General features: G+C 46.1%; 22 protein-coding genes. 7 read left to right on the top strand and 15 right to left on the bottom strand.

The window, feature by feature from the left end; translation table 11 throughout:
• Nucleotides 1-20 precede the first annotated feature (20 nt).
• The 4 genes from GCE9029_RS04770 to GCE9029_RS04755 form a co-directional block, all read right to left on the bottom strand.
• Entirely contained in the window at nucleotides 21-1,037 is a 1,017-nt protein-coding gene (locus tag GCE9029_RS04770) for a CobW family GTP-binding protein (protein ID WP_062661281.1), read from the bottom strand.
• Nucleotides 1,027-1,587, bottom strand: coding sequence for an LbetaH domain-containing protein (locus GCE9029_RS04765; RefSeq protein WP_062661279.1), 561 nt, complete (start codon nucleotides 1,585-1,587; stop codon nucleotides 1,027-1,029). The genes GCE9029_RS04770 and GCE9029_RS04765 overlap by 11 nt, the downstream gene beginning before the upstream one ends.
• Nucleotides 1,588-1,632: 45 nt before the next feature.
• Complete coding sequence (locus GCE9029_RS04760; RefSeq protein ID WP_062661278.1) at nucleotides 1,633-2,967, bottom strand: dihydroorotase; 1,335 nt, start codon at nucleotides 2,965-2,967, stop codon at nucleotides 1,633-1,635.
• Nucleotides 2,968-3,072: 105 nt separating this feature from the next.
• Nucleotides 3,073-3,525 (bottom strand): Fur family transcriptional regulator, encoded by a 453-nt coding sequence (locus GCE9029_RS04755; RefSeq protein ID WP_062661276.1) that lies wholly within the window; start codon nucleotides 3,523-3,525, stop codon nucleotides 3,073-3,075.
• Nucleotides 3,526-3,692: 167 nt separating this feature from the next.
• Here GCE9029_RS04755 and GCE9029_RS04750 point away from each other — a divergent pair, with 167 nt between their 5' ends.
• On the top strand, nucleotides 3,693-3,965 hold the full coding sequence (locus tag GCE9029_RS04750; protein ID WP_062661274.1) for a hypothetical protein: 273 nt from the start codon (nucleotides 3,693-3,695) through the stop codon (nucleotides 3,963-3,965).
• A 416-nt stretch (nucleotides 3,966-4,381) separates the two neighbouring features.
• Nucleotides 4,382-6,220 (top strand): retron Ec67 family RNA-directed DNA polymerase/endonuclease, encoded by a 1,839-nt coding sequence (locus tag GCE9029_RS04745; RefSeq protein WP_062661272.1) that lies wholly within the window; start codon nucleotides 4,382-4,384, stop codon nucleotides 6,218-6,220.
• A 346-nt stretch (nucleotides 6,221-6,566) separates the two neighbouring features.
• On the opposite strand, the gene GCE9029_RS04740 is transcribed toward GCE9029_RS04745, so the two are convergent.
• Together GCE9029_RS04740 and GCE9029_RS04735 are read right to left on the bottom strand one after the other, a co-directional pair.
• A complete protein-coding gene (locus tag GCE9029_RS04740) occupies nucleotides 6,567-7,067 on the bottom strand; it encodes a hypothetical protein (RefSeq protein ID WP_062661270.1) in 501 nt (166 codons plus the stop codon).
• A 130-nt stretch (nucleotides 7,068-7,197) separates the two neighbouring features.
• The gene (locus tag GCE9029_RS04735) at nucleotides 7,198-7,764 is read right to left on the bottom strand and encodes a hypothetical protein (protein ID WP_062661268.1); all 567 of its coding nucleotides are present in this window, start codon (nucleotides 7,762-7,764) and stop codon (nucleotides 7,198-7,200) included.
• Nucleotides 7,765-8,979: 1,215 nt separating this feature from the next.
• Here GCE9029_RS04735 and modF point away from each other — a divergent pair.
• Complete coding sequence (modF, locus tag GCE9029_RS04725; RefSeq protein ID WP_062661264.1) at nucleotides 8,980-10,431, top strand: molybdate ABC transporter ATP-binding protein ModF; 1,452 nt, start codon at nucleotides 8,980-8,982, stop codon at nucleotides 10,429-10,431.
• A gap of 54 nt (nucleotides 10,432-10,485) precedes the next feature.
• Here modF and GCE9029_RS04720 read toward each other — a convergent pair whose 3' ends face one another.
• The gene (locus tag GCE9029_RS04720; RefSeq protein ID WP_062661262.1) at nucleotides 10,486-10,824 is read right to left on the bottom strand and encodes a hypothetical protein; all 339 of its coding nucleotides are present in this window, start codon (nucleotides 10,822-10,824) and stop codon (nucleotides 10,486-10,488) included.
• A 130-nt stretch (nucleotides 10,825-10,954) separates the two neighbouring features.
• Here GCE9029_RS04720 and GCE9029_RS04715 point away from each other — a divergent pair, with 130 nt between their 5' ends.
• Entirely contained in the window at nucleotides 10,955-11,524 is a 570-nt protein-coding gene (locus tag GCE9029_RS04715) for a hypothetical protein (protein WP_062661260.1), read from the top strand.
• Here the strand turns inward: GCE9029_RS04715 and GCE9029_RS04710 are convergent, their stop codons facing one another.
• The 8 genes from GCE9029_RS04710 to GCE9029_RS04675 are packed head-to-tail and all read right to left on the bottom strand — an operon-like array spanning nucleotide 11,525 to nucleotide 18,620.
• Nucleotides 11,525-12,535, bottom strand: a complete 1,011-nt coding sequence (locus GCE9029_RS04710) for an aldo/keto reductase (RefSeq protein ID WP_062661258.1) — start codon at nucleotides 12,533-12,535, stop codon at nucleotides 11,525-11,527.
• 54 nt (nucleotides 12,536-12,589) lie between these two features.
• Nucleotides 12,590-13,534, bottom strand: a complete 945-nt coding sequence (locus tag GCE9029_RS04705) for a Gfo/Idh/MocA family oxidoreductase (RefSeq protein WP_062661256.1) — start codon at nucleotides 13,532-13,534, stop codon at nucleotides 12,590-12,592.
• Between the two features lie 10 nt (nucleotides 13,535-13,544).
• Nucleotides 13,545-14,429, bottom strand: a complete 885-nt coding sequence (locus GCE9029_RS04700; protein ID WP_062661255.1) for a class III extradiol dioxygenase subunit beta — start codon at nucleotides 14,427-14,429, stop codon at nucleotides 13,545-13,547.
• Complete coding sequence (gene ligA, locus GCE9029_RS04695) at nucleotides 14,422-14,859, bottom strand: protocatechuate 4,5-dioxygenase subunit alpha (RefSeq protein WP_062661254.1); 438 nt, start codon at nucleotides 14,857-14,859, stop codon at nucleotides 14,422-14,424. The genes GCE9029_RS04700 and ligA overlap by 8 nt, the downstream gene beginning before the upstream one ends.
• 13 nt (nucleotides 14,860-14,872) lie before the next feature.
• Nucleotides 14,873-15,922: an amidohydrolase family protein gene (locus GCE9029_RS04690; protein WP_062661253.1), complete on the bottom strand. Its 1,050-nt coding sequence runs from the start codon at nucleotides 15,920-15,922 to the stop codon at nucleotides 14,873-14,875.
• A complete protein-coding gene (locus GCE9029_RS04685; RefSeq protein WP_062661252.1) occupies nucleotides 15,919-16,629 on the bottom strand; it encodes a 4-carboxy-4-hydroxy-2-oxoadipate aldolase/oxaloacetate decarboxylase in 711 nt (236 codons plus the stop codon). The genes GCE9029_RS04690 and GCE9029_RS04685 overlap by 4 nt, the downstream gene beginning before the upstream one ends.
• Nucleotides 16,630-16,668: 39 nt before the next feature.
• Complete coding sequence (locus GCE9029_RS04680; RefSeq protein WP_062661251.1) at nucleotides 16,669-17,541, bottom strand: amidohydrolase family protein; 873 nt, start codon at nucleotides 17,539-17,541, stop codon at nucleotides 16,669-16,671.
• Nucleotides 17,542-17,558: 17 nt separating this feature from the next.
• Nucleotides 17,559-18,620 carry a 4-oxalomesaconate tautomerase gene (locus tag GCE9029_RS04675; RefSeq protein WP_062661250.1) on the bottom strand — a complete coding sequence of 354 codons (1,062 nt, stop codon included), beginning with the start codon at nucleotides 18,618-18,620 and terminating at the stop codon, nucleotides 17,559-17,561.
• 288 nt (nucleotides 18,621-18,908) lie between these two features.
• Between GCE9029_RS04675 and GCE9029_RS04670 the strand changes: the two genes are divergently transcribed.
• The 3 genes from GCE9029_RS04670 to GCE9029_RS04660 all read left to right on the top strand — a co-directional run bounded on the left by GCE9029_RS04670 (nucleotide 18,909) and on the right by GCE9029_RS04660 (nucleotide 22,257).
• On the top strand, nucleotides 18,909-19,628 hold the full coding sequence (locus GCE9029_RS04670) for a helix-turn-helix domain-containing protein (RefSeq protein ID WP_231870039.1): 720 nt from the start codon (nucleotides 18,909-18,911) through the stop codon (nucleotides 19,626-19,628).
• 362 nt (nucleotides 19,629-19,990) lie between these two features.
• Entirely contained in the window at nucleotides 19,991-20,935 is a 945-nt protein-coding gene (locus GCE9029_RS04665; RefSeq protein ID WP_438356860.1) for a sialic acid TRAP transporter substrate-binding protein SiaP, read from the top strand.
• Between the two features lie 173 nt (nucleotides 20,936-21,108).
• Nucleotides 21,109-22,257 carry a Gfo/Idh/MocA family protein gene (locus GCE9029_RS04660; protein WP_062661248.1) on the top strand — a complete coding sequence of 383 codons (1,149 nt, stop codon included), beginning with the start codon at nucleotides 21,109-21,111 and terminating at the stop codon, nucleotides 22,255-22,257.
• Nucleotides 22,258-22,260: the final 3 nt, after the last annotated feature.

The following is a 22,260-nucleotide window of genomic DNA, read 5'->3' as shown; positions in this document are numbered from 1 at the left end:
TTCGACGGCTTCGCTTAATCTCAAGAACTCAAGCACCCCATGAGTTTATCTTCGAAACTAACATCGACGACTTGTGCAATAAGCTCAATCCGGCTTTCGACACAATCATCCAACTCCATTTCCAACATGCTTGATTCGGAAAGGTTGTAACCAAACACCCCATCATCAGTGATGAAAACGGCTTTCATTCGCTCGACGTCAAGATCATGCAGTAGTAAGGAAAGTTGCTCTCTATCAAAGACCTTGTCTGGTGAAAATCGCCAGCCAACACTTTCAAAACCTTCACCTTCGTTCTTCGCCATCAACACCCCGTTTTCTGGCATCGGCACTTCTGAGGCAAGAGGTTTACTTCCATGGTGGTGATGATGATGGTGGTGTTGATCATGCGCATGTGGCTGCGTCATGAAGGTCTCTCCTTCAAATTCCTTGAAGTCGATTTGTCCGTGACGCGTGAACAGCACTTTCACATCTCGATGACCATGCTTTTTCACATATGCTTCCAGTACGGCTTTGTCCCCTTCTGCATAGAGATCAAGCTTGTTACCCACCACAGTGTCAGCAATTGCAATCTGCTGATTAAAAGTATCGTGATTGGTGTAGCGGGTTTCTGAAAGTTTTCTCGCATCAACCAAAGTCAGCGTTTTTTGAAGTGATAGGACATCGCGATAGTGTTCAGAGGACAAGACTTCCAAGACTTCTTTGGGATGCCCAAGGCCAGTCGGTTCAATCAGCAGCCGATCAGGTTTGGCTTCGATCAGTAATTGATTTAGCGCGATTTGCATAGGAAGACCCGCAGCGCAGCACATGCAGCCACCCGGCACTTCCTGAATGAACACTTTCTCTCCTTCGCTATGCTGCCCTTGAAAAAGACTGCCATCGACACCGATCTCTCCAAACTCGTTGACCAATACGGCCCAACGCTCGTTCTCCGGTTTGTTCTTCATCAGATGCAAGATGGCGGAGGTTTTACCGACGCCGAGGAAACCGGTAATGATGTTGGTTGGCACACTCAGAATCGCCGAATTATCAGAGCTCATTGGCGATCCTCCTGTAACCCTGTACCAAGGTGTGGTTTGCGGAAACCACAGACTCAGAAAACGCTGAATACTCTGGTGGCACTTTAGAAATACTGTTTAGATCGAAACCCACACCGATATTGGTCATTGGCGGTACATGGAAGCTCTCAGGGAGATCCATTCCGTCTACAACACAGTTGTGGCGAATGACACAGTGCTTACCCACAACAGCATTGAACACCACAGAATTAAAACCAATGAAAACGTCATCACACACTTCGCACGGGCCGTGGATGATTGAGCGATGCGCAATCGATGTGCGCTCTCCAATGGTTACCGCAGCGCCTGCTTTAGAGTGAATCACCACACCATCCTGAATATTGGTGTCACATTTGATGAGGATGGGTTCCATTTCACCCGCTTCGTTCACCTCATCCGCACGAATCACGGCATACGGACCAATAAATACGTTGTCTTCAATAATCACTTTGCCGCAGATGATTGCGGTCGGATCAACAAAAGCATTTTCCGATACGACTGGCATGTCGCCATTTGGATTTTTTCTTAACATAGGGGGTCTCAACTTGCTCCAGTATTTGTTTGAATCCAAAGGGCACTAACGAGAGAACAACAGTCTCATCGCGCGTGACTCGTCTTCCAGCACCTTGTTATTGTGATAAACCAACCCGCCATTCACCCAGGTACAGACTATCTGCGACGAAAAGCGATGACCTGCAAAAGGCGTCCATCCACAGTGATACAACGCATTATCATGGCTAACCTCAGTGGTCTGTTTATCATCCACCAGCACCAAATCGGCAAAGTAGCCTTCACGAACAAAACCACGCTCTTTAATTCCGTAACGAATAGCGGGATTGTGTGCAGTTTTCTCAACCACTTGAGTGATATCGAGTCGACCGTGACTGACATGGTCAAGCAGCGTCAGCAGCGCATGCTGTACCAAAGGTAAACCTGCCGGAGCCTGCTCAAAGCCCACCTGCTTTTCTTCAAAAGTATGAGGTGCATGGTCAGTCGCGATGATGTCAATTTGGTTGGTGTGAAGTGCCCGGATCAGCGCTTCACGATCGCTGGCTTTCTTAATGGCAGGGTTACACTTAATCAGGTTTCCCAGCACCGCATAGTCTTCTTCACTGAACCAAAGGTGATGCACACAGGCTTCAGCGGTAATGCGTTTAAGCTCAATCGGTCCTGTTTGGAAAAGAGAAAGCTCTTTTTCAGTTGTGATGTGCAGAACATGAAGATGGCTACCATGACGTTTCGCTAAGTCTACGGCATAAGAAGAAGAGGCATAGCAGGCTTCATCATCCCTCAGCACAGGATGATCATGGATCGTGAAAGCGGACTTTTTACGAAGAAGCGCTTCCCGGTTTTTTGCGATAACTGCCCCGCTTTCACAATGCGTGACAATGAGCACGGGCGACTCGCGGAAGATCCCTTCCAATGCCGTCGGGTTTTCCACCAGCAAATCGCCAGTGGACGCGCCCATAAACACCTTAACACCGCAGTGTGTTTCTGGATTCAGTCGCTTAATTTGCTCTAGATTGTCTTCCGTTGCACCAAGGTAAAACGAGTAATTCGCCAAGGAGTTGTTGGCCGCAATATCAAACTTGCGTTCTAACGCTTCAATCGTGGTAGTGGCCGGGCTGACATTGGGCATTTCCATATAGCTGGTAATGCCACCAGCGACTGCTGCGCGGGATTCAGAAGCAATGGAGCCTTTATGCGTTAAACCTGGCTCCCTGAAGTGCACCTGGTCATCAATCATTCCGGGCAAAATGAAACGGCCTCTGGCCTCTACAATCTGGTCAGTCGAAGCGGCGATGATATGGGATTCGATCTTCTCAATCCGCTGGCCGACAATTCTCAAATCTCTCTCTTGGACCCGCCCTTCGTTGACGACACGGGCGTTTTTAATCAGTGTTGCAGACATGGCGTTTAGATTTCTCCTTAAAACTAACGCATGGAAAAGATGGTGCTATGTTGGGAACGGGTGGAAAACACGATTTCTCGTCAATAGAGGTTCAGTGGCTCAGACTCACTTGACGCAGTCATCACATACACAGGTGATTTCGAGTTGGGGGCTAACCACTGTGAACCCTTCTTTTCGGGCACCTAATTGCAGGCTGGAAGCGAGTTTGGGGTCGATGGCCTGTTCTATGATCTTGTCGCATTTCGCGCAGATGAGGAACTGAGGGACGCCATGCTCGTGATCGCAGGAGATGTGAGAACAAGCAATGAACTTGTTAGATACTTTTAGTTTGTGCGCGAGATGTTCGCCTTCCAGAAAGTCTAGGCTGCGATATACCGACATAGGCTGAACGCTCTGCCCGAATTCCGATTTGCAATAATCAACCAATTCATAAGCAGAGAGGGATTTTTCAGAATGAACGAGCGCTTTTAGAACCAACTTGCGCTTGGCAGTGAGTTGCTTTCCCTTCGCTTTGCATTTCTGCGCGACTTTTTCTATCAGTGCGTCTAAGTCAGTCATGGTGAGCCTTCCGCGATTTCTCCGCTCGAAATATAAACACAATTGTTATGTTATAACATATCACTCATAAGGCAACCAAGTTATCTATAGACATGTGACTATCCGACACTGGCAATTACGCCGCCGAGCACCTGTATCTCTTCAAGCTATTCAGCGATTGGCGAGATGTGGCCATCAAGCCGAAAGATGACTTTACCGCGCTGGTAAAATCACGTATCGCGGAACACAAGGAAAAGACTGTGAAAGACACAGCGAATGTGCCGGAGAGGATGCAAACAAGCCAGATTCAAATCAGCATAAAGAAACAGCTCGATAACGGGATGATAAGCATCTCCAAATGCGACTACGACTACCTACTAAAACGGAATGGGACATTGTCGGCTTTGGAAGCGGCTGGCGTGGATAGCTGGGCGGTTTATGATGATGCGATGCGGCGCTAACGGAGAGTCAGCTTAACTTTGAAGAAGCGCCTCTTTGGAGGCGCTGTAAATTGAAATTGGACAAAAGCGTATTAGCCACTTTGCTAAATTAGCGAATATTGATTAGTGAAGCACGGAAAATTCTGACAAGCAAAAAGCGAGACTTGCTCCCTTCATTTTTCTGATATCACCTCAGTTTTTAGTCACATCTAAATATTTGAGATATCAATCGCATGAGCTTAGCAACTTATTGATTTTGAAGAGCTCGTTGATATCATGTCAGAGGTTTATGGGCAGATTTTGGATCGCGCTTCGCGATCAGTGAAAAAAATGTCCGATAGGATTGCCTTTTAAGGTTTCATATTTCCTGATGCCTTTTGAACGTAATGTCAAGTTTGCGTAGGAGTGCCCATAAACCATTTTTTGAGGTACTCAGAATGACCCAACTACAAGCTTTAAAAAACGTAAAAACCAAACCAGAACTCGCCAAGTTATTAAATATAAAACCCTCTATATTTACACATTGCATATATATTTTAGATACTAAAAATCAATATACTCAGTTTAAAATTCCAAAAAAAAGTGGCGGTGAAAGAATTATTAATTCACCTAGCGATAAGTTGAAAACAATCCAAAAATCACTATCTAATTTACTATTAGATTGTTTAGATGAAATCAATAAGCTTAAATTCCCTGAATCGGAAATTTCTCGCCCCAGGGCTAAAAATTCAAAGCACCTTAAAGTAAAGTGTTCTAATTCGAAAATAAAACAACCTTCGCTCTCTCATGGATTTGAACGAAACCGTTCTATCATAACAAATTCAATGATGCATGTAGGTAGAAGACATGTATTCAATATTGACCTTGAAGATTTCTTTGGTAGTTTTAACTTTGGTCGAGTAAGAGGTTTTTTTATAAAGAATAAGGATTTCCTTCTTGAACCTGAAATAGCAACAGCAATTGCAAAAATAGCATGCTATAATAACGAACTACCTCAAGGCAGTCCTTGCTCTCCAGTAATTACTAATTTAATCACCCACTCACTTGATATAAAACTATCAAAACTAGCACTTGATAATTCATGTATGTACTCAAGATATGCTGATGATATTACATTCTCTACTAATGAGCGCAATATACCAAAAGATATAGCAAGAAGCGTTGATGGAGAATTAACTGTTGGTAAAAAACTTCGATCTGAAATAAGAAGATCAGGTTTTAGTATAAAAGATAGTAAAACCAGAGATCAATACAAAGATTCTAGACAAGATGTAACAGGTTTAGTAGTAAACAAAAAACCGAATACAAAAAAAGAATATTGGCGAACTGTTAGAGCTCAATGTGACATGCTTTTTAAAACGGGGGCTTTTAGTGACGTTTCAAACGGCGAAATAGTTAAAGGGAATATAAATGTATTAGAAGGAAGATTAAATTTTATAGACCAAGTTGATCATTATAATAGGCTAAGACAGCATCCGGCACTTGAGGCTAAATACCAACCTAAGAAAGAAGCGTTATATCTGCGAAATATGGCAAAATTGAGACGTCATTTACATAATGGCAGAGAAAAGACGTTCAGTAGATTTATCTTTTATCGCTTATTTTATGCTAATGAAACACCTACAGTATTAACTGAGGGAAAAACAGACAACGTTTATATGAAAGCGGCTATTCATATGCTTGCAAGCTCTTACCCACAATTAGCTCAAGAAAGTAACAGCAGCACACCATATAAACTATTGACGAAGTTTGTTGAGTATAGCGAACGTACTAGGTACCTATTAGAGTTGTTTGGTGGGGCTGATTACCTAAAAACTTTTGTGATGCACTATAGACAACACTATAAATACTATAAAGCACCTAAATCTGATAACCCAGTGATTATTCTTGTTGACAATGATACAGGTCCTAAAGACTTAATTAATTATGTTAATGGGATTAAAGATAAACATGTATCTCCAACATCATCTAAAGATATAAGAAATACTGATTTTGTACATATTTTCCATAACCTGTATTTAGTTATGACACCAAAGGGAAGTAATGGACAAGATACAGATATAGAGTATTTCTTTAAAGACCCTGACCGGCTAAGGCAATACCAAGGAAAATGTTTCAATACCGTGACTAAACGTAATCCTGACACTGACTTAAGTAAAGATTCATTTGCGAATCATATAATTCACGCAAATAAGAGAAGCATCGACTTCTCTGGATTTGATGTAATTTTAAATAGAATCGTATTGGCGATAGATCACTATAAATCAATAAAATAGCCATTAGAATCAAGTTATTCATTTTTTAAATTTAAATGACTTGATTCTCTATGTGACTATATTTCATCGCTAACTTTTTAAATTTAAAAATTTAAAAAAACAACTCACAATAGGGCATAAACATACCAGCACTGCTTGACTTGACACGAGTAGGGACATAAACGAGCCAGCACTATACTTTGACATAAGTATGGACAAGAATCAGTTGGACCTTATGCTCTAAAGCAGTCAATTCGGATAACTTCAGGTTGGAAAAAAAATGTTCGAGAGCATTATCTGCTAATGCAGCCGAAAGAATGCTATTGCCTATTGACCGGAGAAGGGCTCATATGTGTTAGTTGCATACTCAAGGCATATACAACGCTACTATATCAATACTTAAAGTTTGAGTTATTGAATAAGCAGAAATTAAAATGGGCAGTAGAACTTCAACAACCAACCGACAGATAAAGATTGGTTTTGTGAGTTTATTCCTTTTCATTAAATCTAACTGTATGCCAGCAACCTGTTCTCCATATAGCTTTTTCACGCTCGGTGCAGCTTGCGTCGCGCGCTCGAACACCAAATCCAAATGCTTTGATTTAGTCAAAAGAGACCATCCCTGAAGCTCAGATGCAATGTAGATGGAAAAACTGACCAAGTAAAAGACAGTAATAGCCGTAATTAACAGCATTAACTCTTCCAAATTTGAGGTTGAAAACGCTATACCAAATGCTGTTATTTGGGTCGGAATAAGCCCTACTTTAGTTGTAACGAGACCAACAAGGCTAGCAGCTAAAAGGTTACGCCTTACTTTTCTCGTTGTTTCATTTAATGGATCACGAAGTTGATTAGTAATGTGTTCCATAATCCCTCAAGTCTAATTTAATCCGATAGCAACTAACGTATAGCAAAATGGGCGTTTGCTGGCCCGAAATGATTGAAACACCTAAATCACATTGTTTCTATGAAAGATGCGCCACGAGTAATCGTCCCATTCATGCTTTTGTTAGAGTAACTTTTTGACCTGCATACTTTTCATCGACTTCCTCAATAACAGCAATGATAATTTTCTTTGCTTCCGAGTCTTTCATTGTCTCAATAAAGTGGTTTCTCGCATCTATTTCTAAGGATAAAAGATACCAAATCACCGAGTTCATTAAAGGTTTATAATGTCGTTCTAACATCTCATTTGAATAGGTAATCGACTCCTCTGCCAGCTCAGAAAAAGCGGAGCTTTTTAGCAATAGCTCTTCTTTTTCTTGTTGATGGTTTTGCTCTATATCGCTAATCTTCTGCTTAAATTCTGACTCAACTTCTCTTTTTATGATTGTTTCAAGCTTGTCAGCAGAAAATGACTCAGTATATTTCAATGCTGTATCAACTACTTTGGCTTGACCATCGATTGCTGTCGCTTGCTTTTCAACCAGTCCTCTTGTTTCGGATAGCAATCTCTCTTGCTGACCAATCCGGTCAAGAAGAACGGCATTTTTAAATTTCTGGTAGAAAAATATAAACACTAAAATCACTGTGTTTGCTAATGGTACTAACTCAGATAGTTCCACGATATCTCCTAGTTACTCTAACAATTTATTAGATCCCAAAGTGGGTATTTAAACACCTCACTTTAGGATTCTTTGCGCATCCACCGGACACTTAGACTTAGCATAAACGCATGTTTTTAATAAAGTATCATCATGCATCCCAAAATCACGAACGAGAAAATACGACAAAATGGGGTATTTCTATTCAGCTCACGATTAGCATTAGAAAATCTATAGAAAATTCTCGGGATAAGATGGGTTCCGTAAGCTTTCGCTAGCACGAAATGGGGCAAAAGCTACTTACGCTACCACCCTCCGCTTCTCGGCACGCACACGCCATCACTGTCTAAAACTATTGGCGGGAATGTACCACAAAGTGCATAAATCGAGACTTGATTTTGATCGCACGAGGCGTTAAGTGGGGAGATTTTGTTCAAAGAAATTAGGTAGTTGCAGGATAAGAGGATTGACCGAATTTAGGAACCATATAGTGCTGCTCTTTTTTCAAGGACCCCAGTAGTCAAAGTAATACGTCGTTCCCTTTTGAACGTTAACGGCAATCCAAGAACCACATTCAATGGTCACGTCACCAGGTATAACTTCCGCTTTTTGATAAGGTCCGTGGGGCCATTCCTTCCCGTTGACGATTAGAGGACCACACATGCCTCCGTTGTCATCTTCTATCACAAGATATGTCTTTCCATCGGGCGATGATATGTACCGACCTCTCAGCTCGTAGGTGGCATCTGGGTTCTTTCTTAGGTGACTATCAACCATGACACTGACGACAACCGCCATGAGGAAAAAGAAGACGGATAATAGGTACTTAAAGAACGTTTTCAATTGCTGCCCTGCCCGCTAAGTTACTGCCTTAGCTCCAGCTTTATAATGTCATTGCCAATGTAGGATATTCGTACGTATTTACCCTCTCTGATTGGCCCACCGTGTGATGCGGTGTTATTAAAGGCAGGTGTAACTATCAAGTCTGAGTAGCTGAACCTTACGCCATTTACGCTGAACATGGTGCTGGAAGTCTACGGCAAGTTCACGCCCTAAACTTCCTAAAATCAGGTTGAATAGTTGAATATGAAATTTAGCTCGTGCCTCACCAGTGCCCCATTTAGAGGAAACACGAAGAACTAATTTATTACATTCAAAACATTAAATACTTACAGTGATTTATAAACTTGCTATAACTCCCCTACTTGCTGACAAAACAACCACAAACAAAACGATATGGATATCAACTTCAAGCAGCTCATCTCACAAAGCTCAACATCTGCGCTTCAAATCGAGAACTGGACGATTGCCAACAACGAATCTTGGGCGGTTTTCAGCACGGAAGGTGACATTGGCTCTCTTCTGGGTGGCGTGTTGTGCGACACCATCGAATTCGATGGCGAGCTGAAAATCGGAGATGGGAAAATTGCGCAGGTCTCGTTAGTTGAACAGCAAAAACTGCTAGAGGAAGAACGCGCCAAAGATGACACTGACTTTCTTGACCGCATAGATAATGGCACCAGCGTCTATGACCTGATTTTCGAACAGTGCGAAGACGTGACCCTGACCCATCAATTGATTGAAGATCTCGATCTCGTTCATCTCAAAGAGAGTGGCTTTCGTGTGCTTTCCACTGGCGAAACCCGTCGGGTGATGTTGGCGCGCGCATTGGCAGAAAAGCCTGACTTTGTGGTGCTGGACAACCCTTTTGCAGGCTTGGACATTGCTCACCGTCAATCACTTGCTGACTATTTAGAGAAGCTCTCTGAATCAGTTCAGATGATGGTGATATTTGCGCGGGAAGAAGACCTGCCCGATTGGGTTGACCATGTCGCCATGTTTGAGCGTGGAAAGTTGGTTGAACTGATAGACAAAGCAGGATGGGATAACCACCCCATCATCCAGCAAATCACCGCACAGTCTGAACAACAAAGTGAAGAGATGATGACGCTTATCCGTCGTTATCAGCACGCCACTCAATTTGAAAACCCGATTTTCGAATTAATAGATGGCACGGTCGAATACACAGAGAAAACCATTTTCACCGGCGTGAACTGGCGTATTGATAAAGGTGAGCATTGGCAAGTTAAAGGCCCAAATGGCTGCGGAAAAAGCACCATTCTGGGTATGATCTTTGGCGATCATCCGCAATGCTACAGCAACGACATTCACATCTTCGGCAAAAAGCGTGGCTCAGGCGAAACGGTGTGGGAAATTAAAAAGCATATCGGCATGGTTTCTTCTGCCCTTCACCTACAATATCGCGTTAGCTGCTCGGCATTGGATGTTATTCTTTCCGGCTTTTATGACTCCATTGGCTTGTATTCCCAACCTAACATTCAGGAGCGCATCATCGCCCGTGAGTGGCTCGACATTCTGCACATGAGCCAATATGCCAAAACACCTTTCCGAAAACTGGAATACGGACAACAACGCCTGTTGCTGATTGCTCGCGCAATTGTGAAGCAACCCACTCTGCTGATTCTGGATGAGCCCTATCAAGGCTTAGAATATTTAGGACGACGCTTAATGAAGAATACGTTGGAGTTGATAGCGCGAGAGAATCTAAGTCAACTTTTGTACGTTTCGCACTATCAGGATGATGAGCTGGAAAGCATCAAAAACACACTGACTTTTGTTTACGACGACAGTGCTCAGTGCTATCAGGCCGAATTAGAAAGAAAATAAAACAGGCCGCATCAGCGGCCTTCCGTTCAACGCCAGTTTGTTTGTTGATGCGCTTTAATAGCCCATAAACTTATCAATCAAAACCTCCAACTTCCCTTCGAGTTCGCCTTCGAAATCATCCAGGCTCTTGTCGAACTTTTGCAGATACTTACCAGCCTGATCGCGGGTCAGTTTTCTTCCTGACATATTGAACTGCATTTCCGGTAAGGACTTGTCGTTTCTTGGTACCACGGCAAGGGAGATAAATCCTGTATTCAAAGCATTCATCTCATCCAGAATGTATTGGCAGAAATCGTCGATTTTGCTCGCACCTTGTGGCCCTAAGCAGCCAGGTTCCAAACGGCAAATCACGTTCAACTTCATCTCTTCTGGCACTGTGGCTGCGCTTCCCATAAACGGCTTTTCCTTGTTGTTATGTTTAACAATTAGCGTAGCGCAAATAATACATTCTATCTCTAACTGTATTGACCCGACTACAGGATCAGTCTTTACGGTAGCTATTCAACCCTACCGGAGAGATAACATGAATAACTTCCTCGCCAATCAAACCGCTTCGCTACTAGGCTCGCTTCCAGACGAGTCCCTGTTTAAGAAAAACACATTCAAAATGGCACTATTTGCAAACGTCTCTCACAGTCACACTGTGTCTGTTCCTTTCCCTCCTGAACAATCGGCATTTCTATTTACTGGTCTAGGGGAAGTGCTTTGGACACCCAACTGGCATCCCACCTTTATCAAAGGTAACGGATTCCAGCCCAATGATGTTTTCATCAATGCCGCTTCAAACAACACTGTTTTTGTCGTTACGCAGTTTGATGTTGAACAAGGCCAGATTTCTTATACCCGCTTGGAACCACAAAAAACGGTGGGAACGATTGATCTCATCATTACTGGTGACGGACAGGGCTCGCAGGTCGCGATCACTTACACCTTGACTGCACTAAACAAGGAATCTGAAAGTGAAATTCGCGCATTAACCGCAAAGGCTTATGCGACTGAAATGAAGTTGTGGGAGAGCAACATAGCATCTATGAAACAAGAGATTAAAAACTGGCTGCATCATGCGCTACCAACCATAACGCAGCCAAAATAGTTAAACGCGATCCCGCTCCGAATCCATCACCTTCATCTGACCTTCGCTATAACGCTCCCCAATGACAAGGTCATCGTGGATCAAGGTCGAGAGATGCGAGACAACATCAGGTGTCATATTGACGTTGAGGGCGCCAATATTCTCCTGCATGTATTCGATGTGTTTGGTACCAGGAATCGGGACTAACGTTTTCTTACCTTGGCTGTCAGACTGATGAATCACCCACGCCAGTGCAAGCTGAGCTAAAGAACAGTTAAGTTCTTTGGCGATCTCTGCCAGCGGTTTCAACAGTTCGCTGTTTTTCGCAAAGGCCTCAGCATCAAACCTTGGCCTTGCATTATTAGTACGAATATCGCCCTCGGTCAGTAACGAGGCTTCTTGGGCTTTCCCCGTCAGGAATTGACGACCGAGCGGCGAGAATGGCACAAAAGTGGTGCCGAGTTTTTCACAAACATCGAGCATTTTAAGTTCAGGCAATCTTGTCCAAAGCGAATATTCCGACTGCACGGCCGCAATGGGGTGGATCGAATGTGCGCGTCGTAATGTATCGCTGGATACTTCAGACAGCCCGATTTCGCGGATCTTCCCTTCCCTGACCAGCTCTGCCAAGGCACCGACACTCTCTTCTATGGGCACTTTCGGATCGAGTCGATGCAGGTAGTACAGGTCAATAACATCGGTTTCCAATCGCTTTAGGCTGGACTCACACTGAGAGCGAATGGTTTCCGGTCTGCCATCAATGGTGGGTTTTCCGTCTTTCTTAAAAAGCGCGCATTTGCTAGCAAGAACGTATTCGCTGCGACGATGTTTCACTGCCTTAGCGATCAGTTCTTCATTTTTGCCGCCGCCGTACATGGTGGCGGTATCGAGGAAATCATAACCTGCGTCGAGCGCTTCATTGAGTAACTGGATGGAGGTCGGCTCGTCGCTTGGGCCATAGCCGTGAGACATGCTCATACAGCCAAGTCCAACCGGCGATACCGCCAGTGAGCCAATGTTGCGCTTTTCCATAGGTGTCATTCCTTCTACTTCTTATTCTTTTTATTCTTTGCGTAATCGCTTGAGTTACTCACCCAATGCTTTTTCGATGCGATCCAGCACCTTCATGGCAATCAATGCCTGACTCACACTGGCATTAGGCTCACGGCCTTCGCGGATAGCAGCGATAAACTCGCGATCCTGTAATTCGATGCCGTTCATGGATACATCCACTTTGCTGACATCAATCGGGTTCTCTTTACCGTCTACCAGGTCATCATATCGAGCAATATAAGTGCCGTTGTCACAGATATAGCGGAAGAAAGTACCCAATGGGCCATCGTTATTAAACGACAGCGACAGAGTACAAATCGCGCCAGAGGTGGTTTTCATGCCGATGCTCATGTCCATGGCGATACCGAGTTCTGGGTGTTTTGGTCCTTGCATGGCCATCACATCCACAATCTCTTCGCCCGTTTGATAAGCGAACAAGTCAACCGTGTGACAAGCGTGGTGCCAGAGCAGATGATCGGTCCAGCTGCGCGGCTGACCCAAAGCATTCAGGTTCTTACGACGGAAGAAGTAGGTCTGCACATCCATTTGTTGAATGTTCAGTTCACCCGCACGGAACTTCTTGTTCAGGTATTGGTGGCTTGGGTTGAAACGGCGCGTGTGACCTGCCATAGCAACCAATCCAGTTTCTTTCTGAACATCGCACACGGCTTGGGCATCAGCCAGAGAATCCGCCATCGGGATTTCTACCATGACGTGTTTGCCCGCTTTCATCACTTCGATGGCTTGTCTGGCGTGAATAGGTGTCGGCGACGTAATAATTGCCGCTTCAACGCCCGGTTGAGCCAGCGCTTCCTGTAAGTCGAGTGTCCAGTGCGCGATCCCATATTTGTCGGCCGTTGCCTTGGTGCTTTCTTCTACACCACCGGCAATCGACACGACCTCCACATCGTCAATGTTCTTTAGCGCATCCAGATGCTTGTGACCGAAAGCACCTTCACCCACCATAATGATTTTCATTGTCTATTCCTTAAATGTTTGGCTCTTTTGACATAGCGCCTTCCGTGACCCTGTCACTCGCATTCTCTAAAATCGTCAAACCATAATGCGAGTTTGACACTGGGGCATGGGTGAATCGGTAAACTTCATCCACCTTGTCATCGAGCGCGCCACGCATTACCAGCCACATAATTGCTTCAATGCCTTCTGAGCCTGTTTCGCGCAGGTATTCAGTGTGGGAAACTTTCTTCGCTGCTTCCGGTTCATTCACCATCAGATCAAGCCAGTTACAGTCGTATTCGACGTTGATCAAACCAGCACGCTCGCCCTGTAATTGGTGAGACAATCCACCTGTGCCGAAGATGGCGACTTTGGTCTCTGCCGGGAAGCTTTCCACCGCTTTGCGAATAGCTTTGCCGAGGTTGTAACAACGGTTTCCTGTTGGCTGTGGATATTGAACCACGTTGACTGCCAGCGGAATCACCTGACAAGGCCAGGCTTTTGGTCGTCCGTAAACCACAGAAAGTGGAACAGTGAGGCCGTGATCGACATCCATTTCATTCACAATGGTCATGTCGAACTCATCCAAAATCAGTGATTCGGCAATGTGCCAAGCCAACTCGCTGTTACCTTCACACACCGGTACCTGACGCGGACCATAGCCTTCATCCGCAGGGTTAAACTGTGGTGCAACGCCGATGGAGAAAGTCGCAATAGATTCCAGCGAAAATGCTGACGCGTGATCGTTGTAAACAATCAGGCAGACGTCTGGCTTTACCTCTTCCATCCAATCACGCACTGGCTGAATGCCGTTCACGAAACGCTGCCAGTATTCGCCGACCATAGTGCCGTTATCCATGGCTGCGCCTATCGATGGGATATGCGAAGTCCCTATGCCGCCAACAATCTTACCCATCGTACTGCTCCTTGTTCTCAGGCTTGGCGTAATACTCCGCCCATTCCGCTTTGCTGCGGTTGCCTTCAATCGGACGACCGCCATTCAGCATCATCTGCTTGAAGTCTTCGAAGGTCATGCCATTGCCGGACATCGCCGCGCCGGCATGTTGCATGGTCATGCCATCAAAAATCGCAATTTTGAAGGTGTAGTAAATGTTGCCGCCAAGACGCAGCATGCCCAGCCAATCGCGCTTTAATACAGCTTCACGCTGCTCACCAGTCATCGGAAACTTATCGATATACGCTTCTTCGCTCTCGCGGAACTGGTCGCGGTTTTCACCTTTGTTCAGCGACATGCAAAACATGTTGAGGTGATACCCTGCTCTCGATTTCTCACCGTCAAAAACATAGGTACCTGGAATGTCGTCGTAGTCTCTGTGTTCACGCATTACTGCTTCCTTCTCAGATCAATCCAACTTCTTTTAATCTGGCGTCCATGCGGGCAAACACATCACGAGTGTTGCCATTGAAGACTTTCGCTTTGTCTTCATCGTTAAGCTTAGAACCATCGATGTAACGTTTGGTATCGTCGAAGTAATGCCCAGTCATCGGGTCAATACCACGCACCGCACCTATCATTTCTGATGCAAACAGAATGTTTTCGATTGGCACCACTTCCAACAGCAAATCAATGCCTTCCTGATGGTAAACACAGGTGTCAAAGTAAATGTTGTTCTCGATGATTTCTGTCAGTGAAGGCAGATTCATCATGTCACACAGACCTCGGAATCGACCCCAGTGGTAAGGCACTGCACCACCACCATGTGGAATGATGAACTTCAGATCCGGGAAGTCTTTAAACAGGGTTTTCGACATCATCAGCTGCTGGAACGCCGTGGTATCTGCACCCAGATAATGTGAGCCGGTGGTGTGGAAACAGCGGTGACAACAGCCACTCACGTGGATCATCGCTGGTACTTCCAACTCACACATTTTTTCGTAGATTGGGTAATAAAACTTGTCGTCCAATGGCGGTGCAGTCCAGTAGCCACCGGAAGGGTCAGGGCTCAAGTTACAGCCGACAAAGCCAAACTCTTTGACGGTGCGTTCCAGCTCCGCAGCACTGGCTGTCATGTCCGCGTTTGGTGACTGAGGCAATTGTGCAGCACCAATGAAGTTTTGCGGATAAAGCTCCGTAATACGATAGATAAGCTCGTTACAATGTTCCGTCCAATACTTACTGGTGGTTTGGTTACCAATGTGGTGCCCCATCCAGCTTGCACGCGGAGAGAAGATGGTGACATCCGTGCCGCGATCGTTTTGCAGTTTCAGCTGAGCCCCTTCGAGACTGTCACGGATCTGGTCATCAGAGATGTTCACAATCCCTTTAACGTGGTCAAACAGAGGATCAATTGCGAGCTCTTTCTTTTGCTGTTCACGGTACTCGCCCAATTCATCCGGTGCGGTGGTGTAGTGACCGTGACAATCAATGATTAACGGTGCCTTGCTCATTCCAAATCCTCCAGCTTATCCACGTAGCGAAATCCCGCCTGTTCTAATTTTGGGCGCATGTTGTACATGTCCAGACCAAGAATGCCTTGTGCCAGCATGCCTCTTTTTGTTTCTTCGTTTTCCATCCGCGCCTGCGCGGATTCCAATACTGCTTCTGCTGTTGCGCGTGGCACAACACAAACGCCATCGTCATCAGCAACGATGACATCTCCGGCGTAAATCGGTTGATCACCGCAAATCACAGGGACATTGACCGAGCCTAATGTGGCTTTCACTGTACCTTTAATGGAGACCGCTTTTGACCACACTGGGAAGTTCATTTCCGTCAGGTCTTTGGTATCACGCACGCCTGCATCAATGATCAGCCCCTGCACGCCTCTGGCTTGCGCTGAGGTCGCCAGTAAGTCACCAAAATAGCCATCGGTGCATGGTGACGTGGTAGCGATCACCAGGACATCTCCTGGCTGACAAAGCTCGATAGCAACATGCACCATCCAGTTATCACCCGGTTGCGCCAGCACGGTGACTGCACTACCCGCAATTTGCGCGCCTTTGTAAATCGGACGCAGTTCATGGTTTAAGTTACCTGTGCGTTGCTGCGCTTCATGTGCAGTCGCACTGCCACAAGCCGCCAAGCCTTCAATGACGTTGGCATCGGCGCGCTCTATGTGTTTAACCGCTACGCCTTGAATGGTTCTCATAGACATACTTCTGTCCTTCCTTGCATGCTTGACTGGCAAAGCCAATCAGTCGTCGAATCCGTAAAGTCTTGCTGGGTTATCCACCAGAATCTTTTTCTGGGTCGCTTCATCGCGCGCAATCAAAGGCACGAGATCCAGCAAATCCGCATCGTTAGGCATGTGTTTTTTGATGTTAGGGTGCGGATAGTCTGTACCCCAAAGCACGCGGTCTGGCGCCAATTCAACCAAGCCTTGCGCATATGGCACGGCGTCATAAAACGGCGGAGCCATTGCAATTCGTTCAGAACCACACACTTTTACCCACCAGCTTTTGCGGCGCATAAACTCAAGCAGGATTTGATACGCCTGCTGGCCTACACCTTCGGAAGTCGGTACGCGTCCCATATGGTCAACCACAATGGTCATGTCGATACGGTTGAAAAAGTCTTCATACTTGATGATGTCTTCCGCGTTTACGTGAATGACGAGGTGCCAGCCGTATTGCTTAACGCGTTCCAGCACCCGCGCCATCATTTCCAGGTTTGGCGCACCGCCCAAATGAGTCACAAAGTTACACCGAATGCCGCGAACACCGCCTTCATGCAGATCCTGAAAATCGTTGTCGGTGAAGGTGTCATCCGCCATACAAACGCCGCGGTAAGCGCCGTTGCTTGATGCAATCGCATCCATCATGGCGCGGTTGTCGCGGCCATGGCAGCTAGCCTGAACCAGCACTGCACGCTCGATACCTAATTTGTCGTGAACGCGTTTCAGCGCATCTTTACCTGCATCAGGCGGCCAGTAGGTCGCTGTTTCCGCATAAGGAAACTGAGCGTGCGGGCCGAACACATGGCAGTGGGCATCACACGAGTTTGGCGGCGCTACAAAGCGCGGTGTTCGCGTGTTGTTATCTGGCGGCATACAGCTTGGCTTAGTCATTCCATGACTCCTGATTCTTATTTATTAATGGGGACAAAGAGCTCGCCTCTGGCGAGTAATCTTGCCGTTCTCAGCAGCCCAGCCTTTGTGACATTATTTTGCTGATCAAACGTTAGTGTCATTGAGAACTCCCCGGATGGGTGCTCGACAGAAATTGTCTTCACATCTCCTTCCGGGACTTCAGCAATGCCTTCAGCCACGTTTCCAGGCATGGCAGCAGCCGTTGCTACTGACACAGCACCGAGAACACCTATTGCGGTGTGGCAGACTCTTGGGATAAAGGTGCGTGAGCAGATATGCCCACCGTCTACAGGTCGTGCAATTAGGCTCATCTTGGGGACAACTTTGTCAGTCACATCACCCAGATTCATTGCCTCACCCGCCTGTAAGCGAATTGATTCAATTTTGGCTTTTAATGTTTCGTTGGCGTTAAGTTCGTCAGCCGATTCATAGCCCGACACGCCGAGGTCTGAAGCGCGCATCAAGACAACGGGCATACCGTTGTCGATACAGGTGACCTCTACGCCATCGAAGGTATCTTTGATATTTCCAGTAGGAAGTAGGATCCCAGTAATCGAGCCTGCGATGTCTTTGTAGTTGCAGATAACGGGCGCTGCAGTGCCAGGCACGCCATCTATCGCAGCGTCACCTTCGTATTGCACTTTTTGATTGGGGGTCTGCACGTCGAGGTCACAGCGGTTTCCGCTGTTTACCATATTCACTCGGACAATAGTGATTCCGTCTTGCGCATCTACCAGTCCGTTTTCGATAGCAAAAGCACCAACACCGGCGAGAATATTGCCGCAGTTCGGTGAGGTATCGACACGATTCTCTCCCACCACCACCTGCACAAAGAGATAGTCGATATCGCATTCGGGTAGAGAAGACTTGGAAACGACAGCGACCTTACTGGTTAGAGGATTTCCTCCCCCCAACCCGTCTATCTGACGAGCATCGCGGCCAACCGCGTCGAGAATGACCTGATCGCGCAGCGCTTCGTTTCTTGGCAAATCAGAAGCAAGGAAATAAAGCCCTTTTGAGCTTCCTCCTCGCATTTGCATGTAGGGAACTGCCAGCATCTCTCACCTTCCTTATGTTCGATAAGAAACAGCATAGAGATGATGTCGATCGCAATAAATTCAACTTTTTTACATTTTGTTGTACATTTTTAACATCTATGTTTCGAGAGACTTTCCTTGATGTCCGAAATACCTCATTACTTTCTGTATGGTGAAGAGCTCCCAGATACCGCCCCCGACTACATGCACATTGCGCGCTTGGAGCAATCTCTGCCCAAGCATAATTGGGAAATTCACCCACATCGTCACGACAACCTTCACCAGTTAATGATCCTTGAATCTGGGTCGATGCATGCACAAATCAGGGAAAAAAGCGCGGAATTTTCCGGTCGCTGTGTACTCTCTATTCCCGCCAAAGAGGTGCATGGCTTTGCTCACCAGCCCGGTGTGACAGGTTTTATTCTCTCAGTCTCCCACCCGTTTATGATGAGTTTGTTCAACGATGCCGAACGCCAAGGACTTGCGCAGCTTTTTAGAGAACCTCTCGTCATTCCGCTCAGTGAGGAGCGGGACAAAGGTGAAATCACCCGTATGGGCGAAAATCTTCTCACCGAGTTCCACAACCCGCAAAGTGGTCAAGCTTCTATCATTGGTGCGTTTTTGAAAATCATCTTTGTGCTATTAGCGCGCAACCAGCAGCACAATGAACATCAGGAAACATCAGAAGGAAAAACGGCCGTATTCGAAAGATTTATCAATTTGATTGATGTCCATGCGACCGAGCATTGGCAAGTTAGCCAATATTCAGAAGCATTAGGCCTCAGCCAAGGGCAGTTGAACCGCGTTTGTCAGCGCGTTGCCGGACAGCAGGCATTAGCGATCGTGCACCAACATCTTTTGGATGAAGCGAAACGGTTGCTCATTTTTACACAGCTGTCAGCAAAGGAGATTGGTTATCAGCTTGGGTTTAAAGATCCCGGTTATTTCTCTCGTTTCTTTCAACGACATACCGGACAGGCGCCAAAGCAGTTTAAAACCCGTGTGATAGAAAAGCAGAGTCAAAATTAATGGGTTGGAATGATACTAAGAGAAAAATCCATCAAACTTTCACGACTTAATTTGCTATTTTTTCATACAGTTAAGACATGACAACATTTGCCACAATATTCCTACAAATCAACATATTAAACCTCTATCAACGCTAACTAACCTGACATTCCCCTCCCTCTAAATGATAGTTTTCTATCATCCATAATGCTTGATTTGTCTCATTTAAAATACTGTTAACATCTTGCTAACCAAATTTAACAAGACCAATAATGAAACGGAATGGAATGCAAACCAACAACATAAATGCAGGGGTATTAAGCATGAAATCGACAGCACTATTGGCACGACCAAAACTGAAGCAAGTATTTACAGCAGCAGCGATGGTCGTTGCAATGGGCGCAACATCTTTCGCTCACGCAGCAGACACCAAACTGAGAATGTCTGCATCAGCGTCAGCGACTGACCAACGCGCAGTTGCGATGACCGAAGTGTTCGGTCCAGCCGTTTCCGACTTTGCTGAGTTCGAAGGGCACTGGAACAGCTCACTGTTCAAACAAGGTACTGATCTGGAGGCTATTGCGCGTGGCAATCTGGATATGACCATCACTTCCGCACAGGAGCTTGCCGAGTTCATTCCTGCATTCTCCATTTTCTCGGCAGGTTACGTTCACCGTGACGCAGAGCACCAGAAGCGCGTATTCGCCGCTGACTTTATGGATGATCTGAAAGAAGAAGCTGAAGACCTGCTCAACGTGAAACTGCTGAGCGTGATGTACCTCGGCCGTCGCCACGTTAACCTTCGCGAAGATTTTGAAGTCAAAACACCAGCCGATCTAAAAGGCGTGAAACTGCGCATGCCAGGCACTGACGCATGGCAGTTCCTAGGCAAAGCGCTGGGCGCAAACCCAACACCAATGGCTTTTGCTGAAGTCTATACCGCACTGCAAACCGGCGCGGTTGACGGTCAAGACAACCCACTGCCAACCGACAAAGATGCGAAGTTCTACGAAGTGACCAAGCAAATCGTTCTGACCGGTCACCTCGTTGACCTGAACTACATCGCTATCTCTAAGAAAGTGTGGGACAAGTTCACGCCTGAGCAACAAGCAACTCTGCAAAAAGCATCTGATGATGCGGCAGAATCTGCTCGCGAAAAACAACTTGCACTTGAAGCAGAACTGGTTCAGTTCTTCAAAGATCAAGGCCTGAAAGTTTACGAACCAAACCTGAAAGCGTTCCAGGATACCGTTCAAGGCGCATACCTGAACTCTGATTACTCAGAACAGTGGCCAGAAGGTCTGCTGGAGAAGATCAACGCGCTGTAATTCTAACAGCCTGAAAGTGTAAACCGGGCATCGTGGTAGCAGTATTGCTGCGGTGCCTTTTCTCCCCCCTCTTAGAGCAATGAAACAAGTGCCATTTGTGCGCTTTGGGTTCGTGCATCCTGAGGATGGTGAAGAGCATAAAACTAAATCCTAAGACAGCAACGAGAACGAAGATGGAAAAGTTTCGAATCGGCTTAATCGGATGTGGTGTCATCAGCGATAAGTACCTGACAACATGCCAAGCATTTGACTTTATCGACATTGTCGCTTGTGCAAGCCTGAACATCGAAGAATCAAAACAAAAAGCCGAAATCTATAACATCCCGCGTGTATGCACGCCCGATGAAATCATTAATGACCCTTCTATTGACTGTGTATTGAATCTTACGATTCCCGCCGCTCATGCACAGATCTCTATTGCAGCATTGAACGCTGGAAAACACGTTTATTCTGAAAAGCCGTTCGTGACTGATCTAGCAGATGGAGAAGAAATTCTCGCCCTTGCTAAGGCAAAAGGCCTTTATGTGGGCAATGCACCAGACACCTTCCTTGGTGGAAGACTCCAGACTTGTAAGAAACTGATGGACCAAGGTGTGATTGGTTTACCGACTGGAGTAATGGCATTCGTACCGACCCGAGGTGTCGAGCGCCACCACCCTAACCCGGACTTTTATTACCAAAATGGTGGGGGTCCTCTACTGGATCTGGGGCCTTATTATCTGACAGCCATGGTTGCTCTTCTTGGTCCTATCACCCGCGTTTGCGGGTTGGCTAAAAAGACGCTGGATGAGCGTTTGATTGAATCACAGCCCCGCGCCGGTGAGAAAATCCCTGTGAATGTTGATACGCATATCAATGCCTTACTTGAGTTTGAATCCGGCGTTCAGGGGTCATTAATGGCCAGTTTTGATGTGTGGGATTCCCAAACGCCGCGCATGGAAATATACGGCGAAAACGGCACGATTTGCATCAATGACCCTGACCCTACCGACGGCTTCAACATCTTTGGCGGTCAGGTGCTCTATAAAACACGTGAAACAGCCCGTTGGGTTTACCGTCCTCGCACGCCTAACCTTGAATTTTGGTCAGTGGCTGAAAACACACACGGTTTTAACCAAGAAGCCCGTGGCCTTGGCCTGCTTGACCTGGCTTATGCGGTGAAAAATCAGCGCCCAGCCCGCGCCAATGGTGAGCTTGCACAGCATGTTTGTGAAGTGATGTTTGGCATTCTTGAGTCGGCCAAAACCCGACAGTTTGTCGAGATAAAGAGCCGTTGCGAGTTGCCTGAAGCCTTGCCCGAAAATTTCCCAAACGGAGCCTGATAA

The organism is Grimontia celer (assembly GCF_900055185.1).
In the GTDB taxonomy this organism is placed as follows: domain Bacteria; phylum Pseudomonadota; class Gammaproteobacteria; order Enterobacterales; family Vibrionaceae; genus Enterovibrio; species Enterovibrio celer.
The sequence above is the reverse complement of the archived record's forward strand: the minus strand, read 5'-3'. Positions and strand labels throughout refer to the sequence as shown.

Bases quoted from the DNA above. Each gene is read 5' to 3' on its own strand.
- GCE9029_RS04770 (WP_062661281.1), bottom strand. From the start codon at position 1,037: ATGAGCTCTGATAATTCGGCGATTCTGAGTGTGCCAACCAACATCATT.
- GCE9029_RS04765 (WP_062661279.1), bottom strand. From the start codon at position 1,587: ATGTTAAGAAAAAATCCAAATGGCGACATGCCAGTCGTATCGGAAAAT.
- GCE9029_RS04760 (WP_062661278.1), bottom strand. From the start codon at position 2,967: ATGTCTGCAACACTGATTAAAAACGCCCGTGTCGTCAACGAAGGGCGG.
- GCE9029_RS04755 (WP_062661276.1), bottom strand. From the start codon at position 3,525: ATGACTGACTTAGACGCACTGATAGAAAAAGTCGCGCAGAAATGCAAA.
- GCE9029_RS04745 (WP_062661272.1), top strand. From the start codon at position 4,382: ATGACCCAACTACAAGCTTTAAAAAACGTAAAAACCAAACCAGAACTC.
- GCE9029_RS04740 (WP_062661270.1), bottom strand. From the start codon at position 7,067: ATGGAACACATTACTAATCAACTTCGTGATCCATTAAATGAAACAACG.
- modF (WP_062661264.1), top strand. From the start codon at position 8,980: ATGGATATCAACTTCAAGCAGCTCATCTCACAAAGCTCAACATCTGCG.
- GCE9029_RS04720 (WP_062661262.1), bottom strand. From the start codon at position 10,824: ATGGGAAGCGCAGCCACAGTGCCAGAAGAGATGAAGTTGAACGTGATT.
- GCE9029_RS04715 (WP_062661260.1), top strand. From the start codon at position 10,955: ATGAATAACTTCCTCGCCAATCAAACCGCTTCGCTACTAGGCTCGCTT.
- GCE9029_RS04710 (WP_062661258.1), bottom strand. From the start codon at position 12,535: ATGGAAAAGCGCAACATTGGCTCACTGGCGGTATCGCCGGTTGGACTT.
- GCE9029_RS04705 (WP_062661256.1), bottom strand. From the start codon at position 13,534: ATGAAAATCATTATGGTGGGTGAAGGTGCTTTCGGTCACAAGCATCTG.
- GCE9029_RS04700 (WP_062661255.1), bottom strand. From the start codon at position 14,429: ATGGGTAAGATTGTTGGCGGCATAGGGACTTCGCATATCCCATCGATA.
- ligA (WP_062661254.1), bottom strand. From the start codon at position 14,859: ATGCGTGAACACAGAGACTACGACGACATTCCAGGTACCTATGTTTTT.
- GCE9029_RS04690 (WP_062661253.1), bottom strand. From the start codon at position 15,922: ATGAGCAAGGCACCGTTAATCATTGATTGTCACGGTCACTACACCACC.
- GCE9029_RS04685 (WP_062661252.1), bottom strand. From the start codon at position 16,629: ATGTCTATGAGAACCATTCAAGGCGTAGCGGTTAAACACATAGAGCGC.
- GCE9029_RS04680 (WP_062661251.1), bottom strand. From the start codon at position 17,541: ATGACTAAGCCAAGCTGTATGCCGCCAGATAACAACACGCGAACACCG.
- GCE9029_RS04675 (WP_062661250.1), bottom strand. From the start codon at position 18,620: ATGCTGGCAGTTCCCTACATGCAAATGCGAGGAGGAAGCTCAAAAGGG.
- GCE9029_RS04670 (WP_231870039.1), top strand. From the start codon at position 18,909: ATGCATGCACAAATCAGGGAAAAAAGCGCGGAATTTTCCGGTCGCTGT.
- GCE9029_RS04665 (WP_438356860.1), top strand. From the start codon at position 19,991: ATGGTCGTTGCAATGGGCGCAACATCTTTCGCTCACGCAGCAGACACC.
- GCE9029_RS04660 (WP_062661248.1), top strand. From the start codon at position 21,109: ATGGAAAAGTTTCGAATCGGCTTAATCGGATGTGGTGTCATCAGCGAT.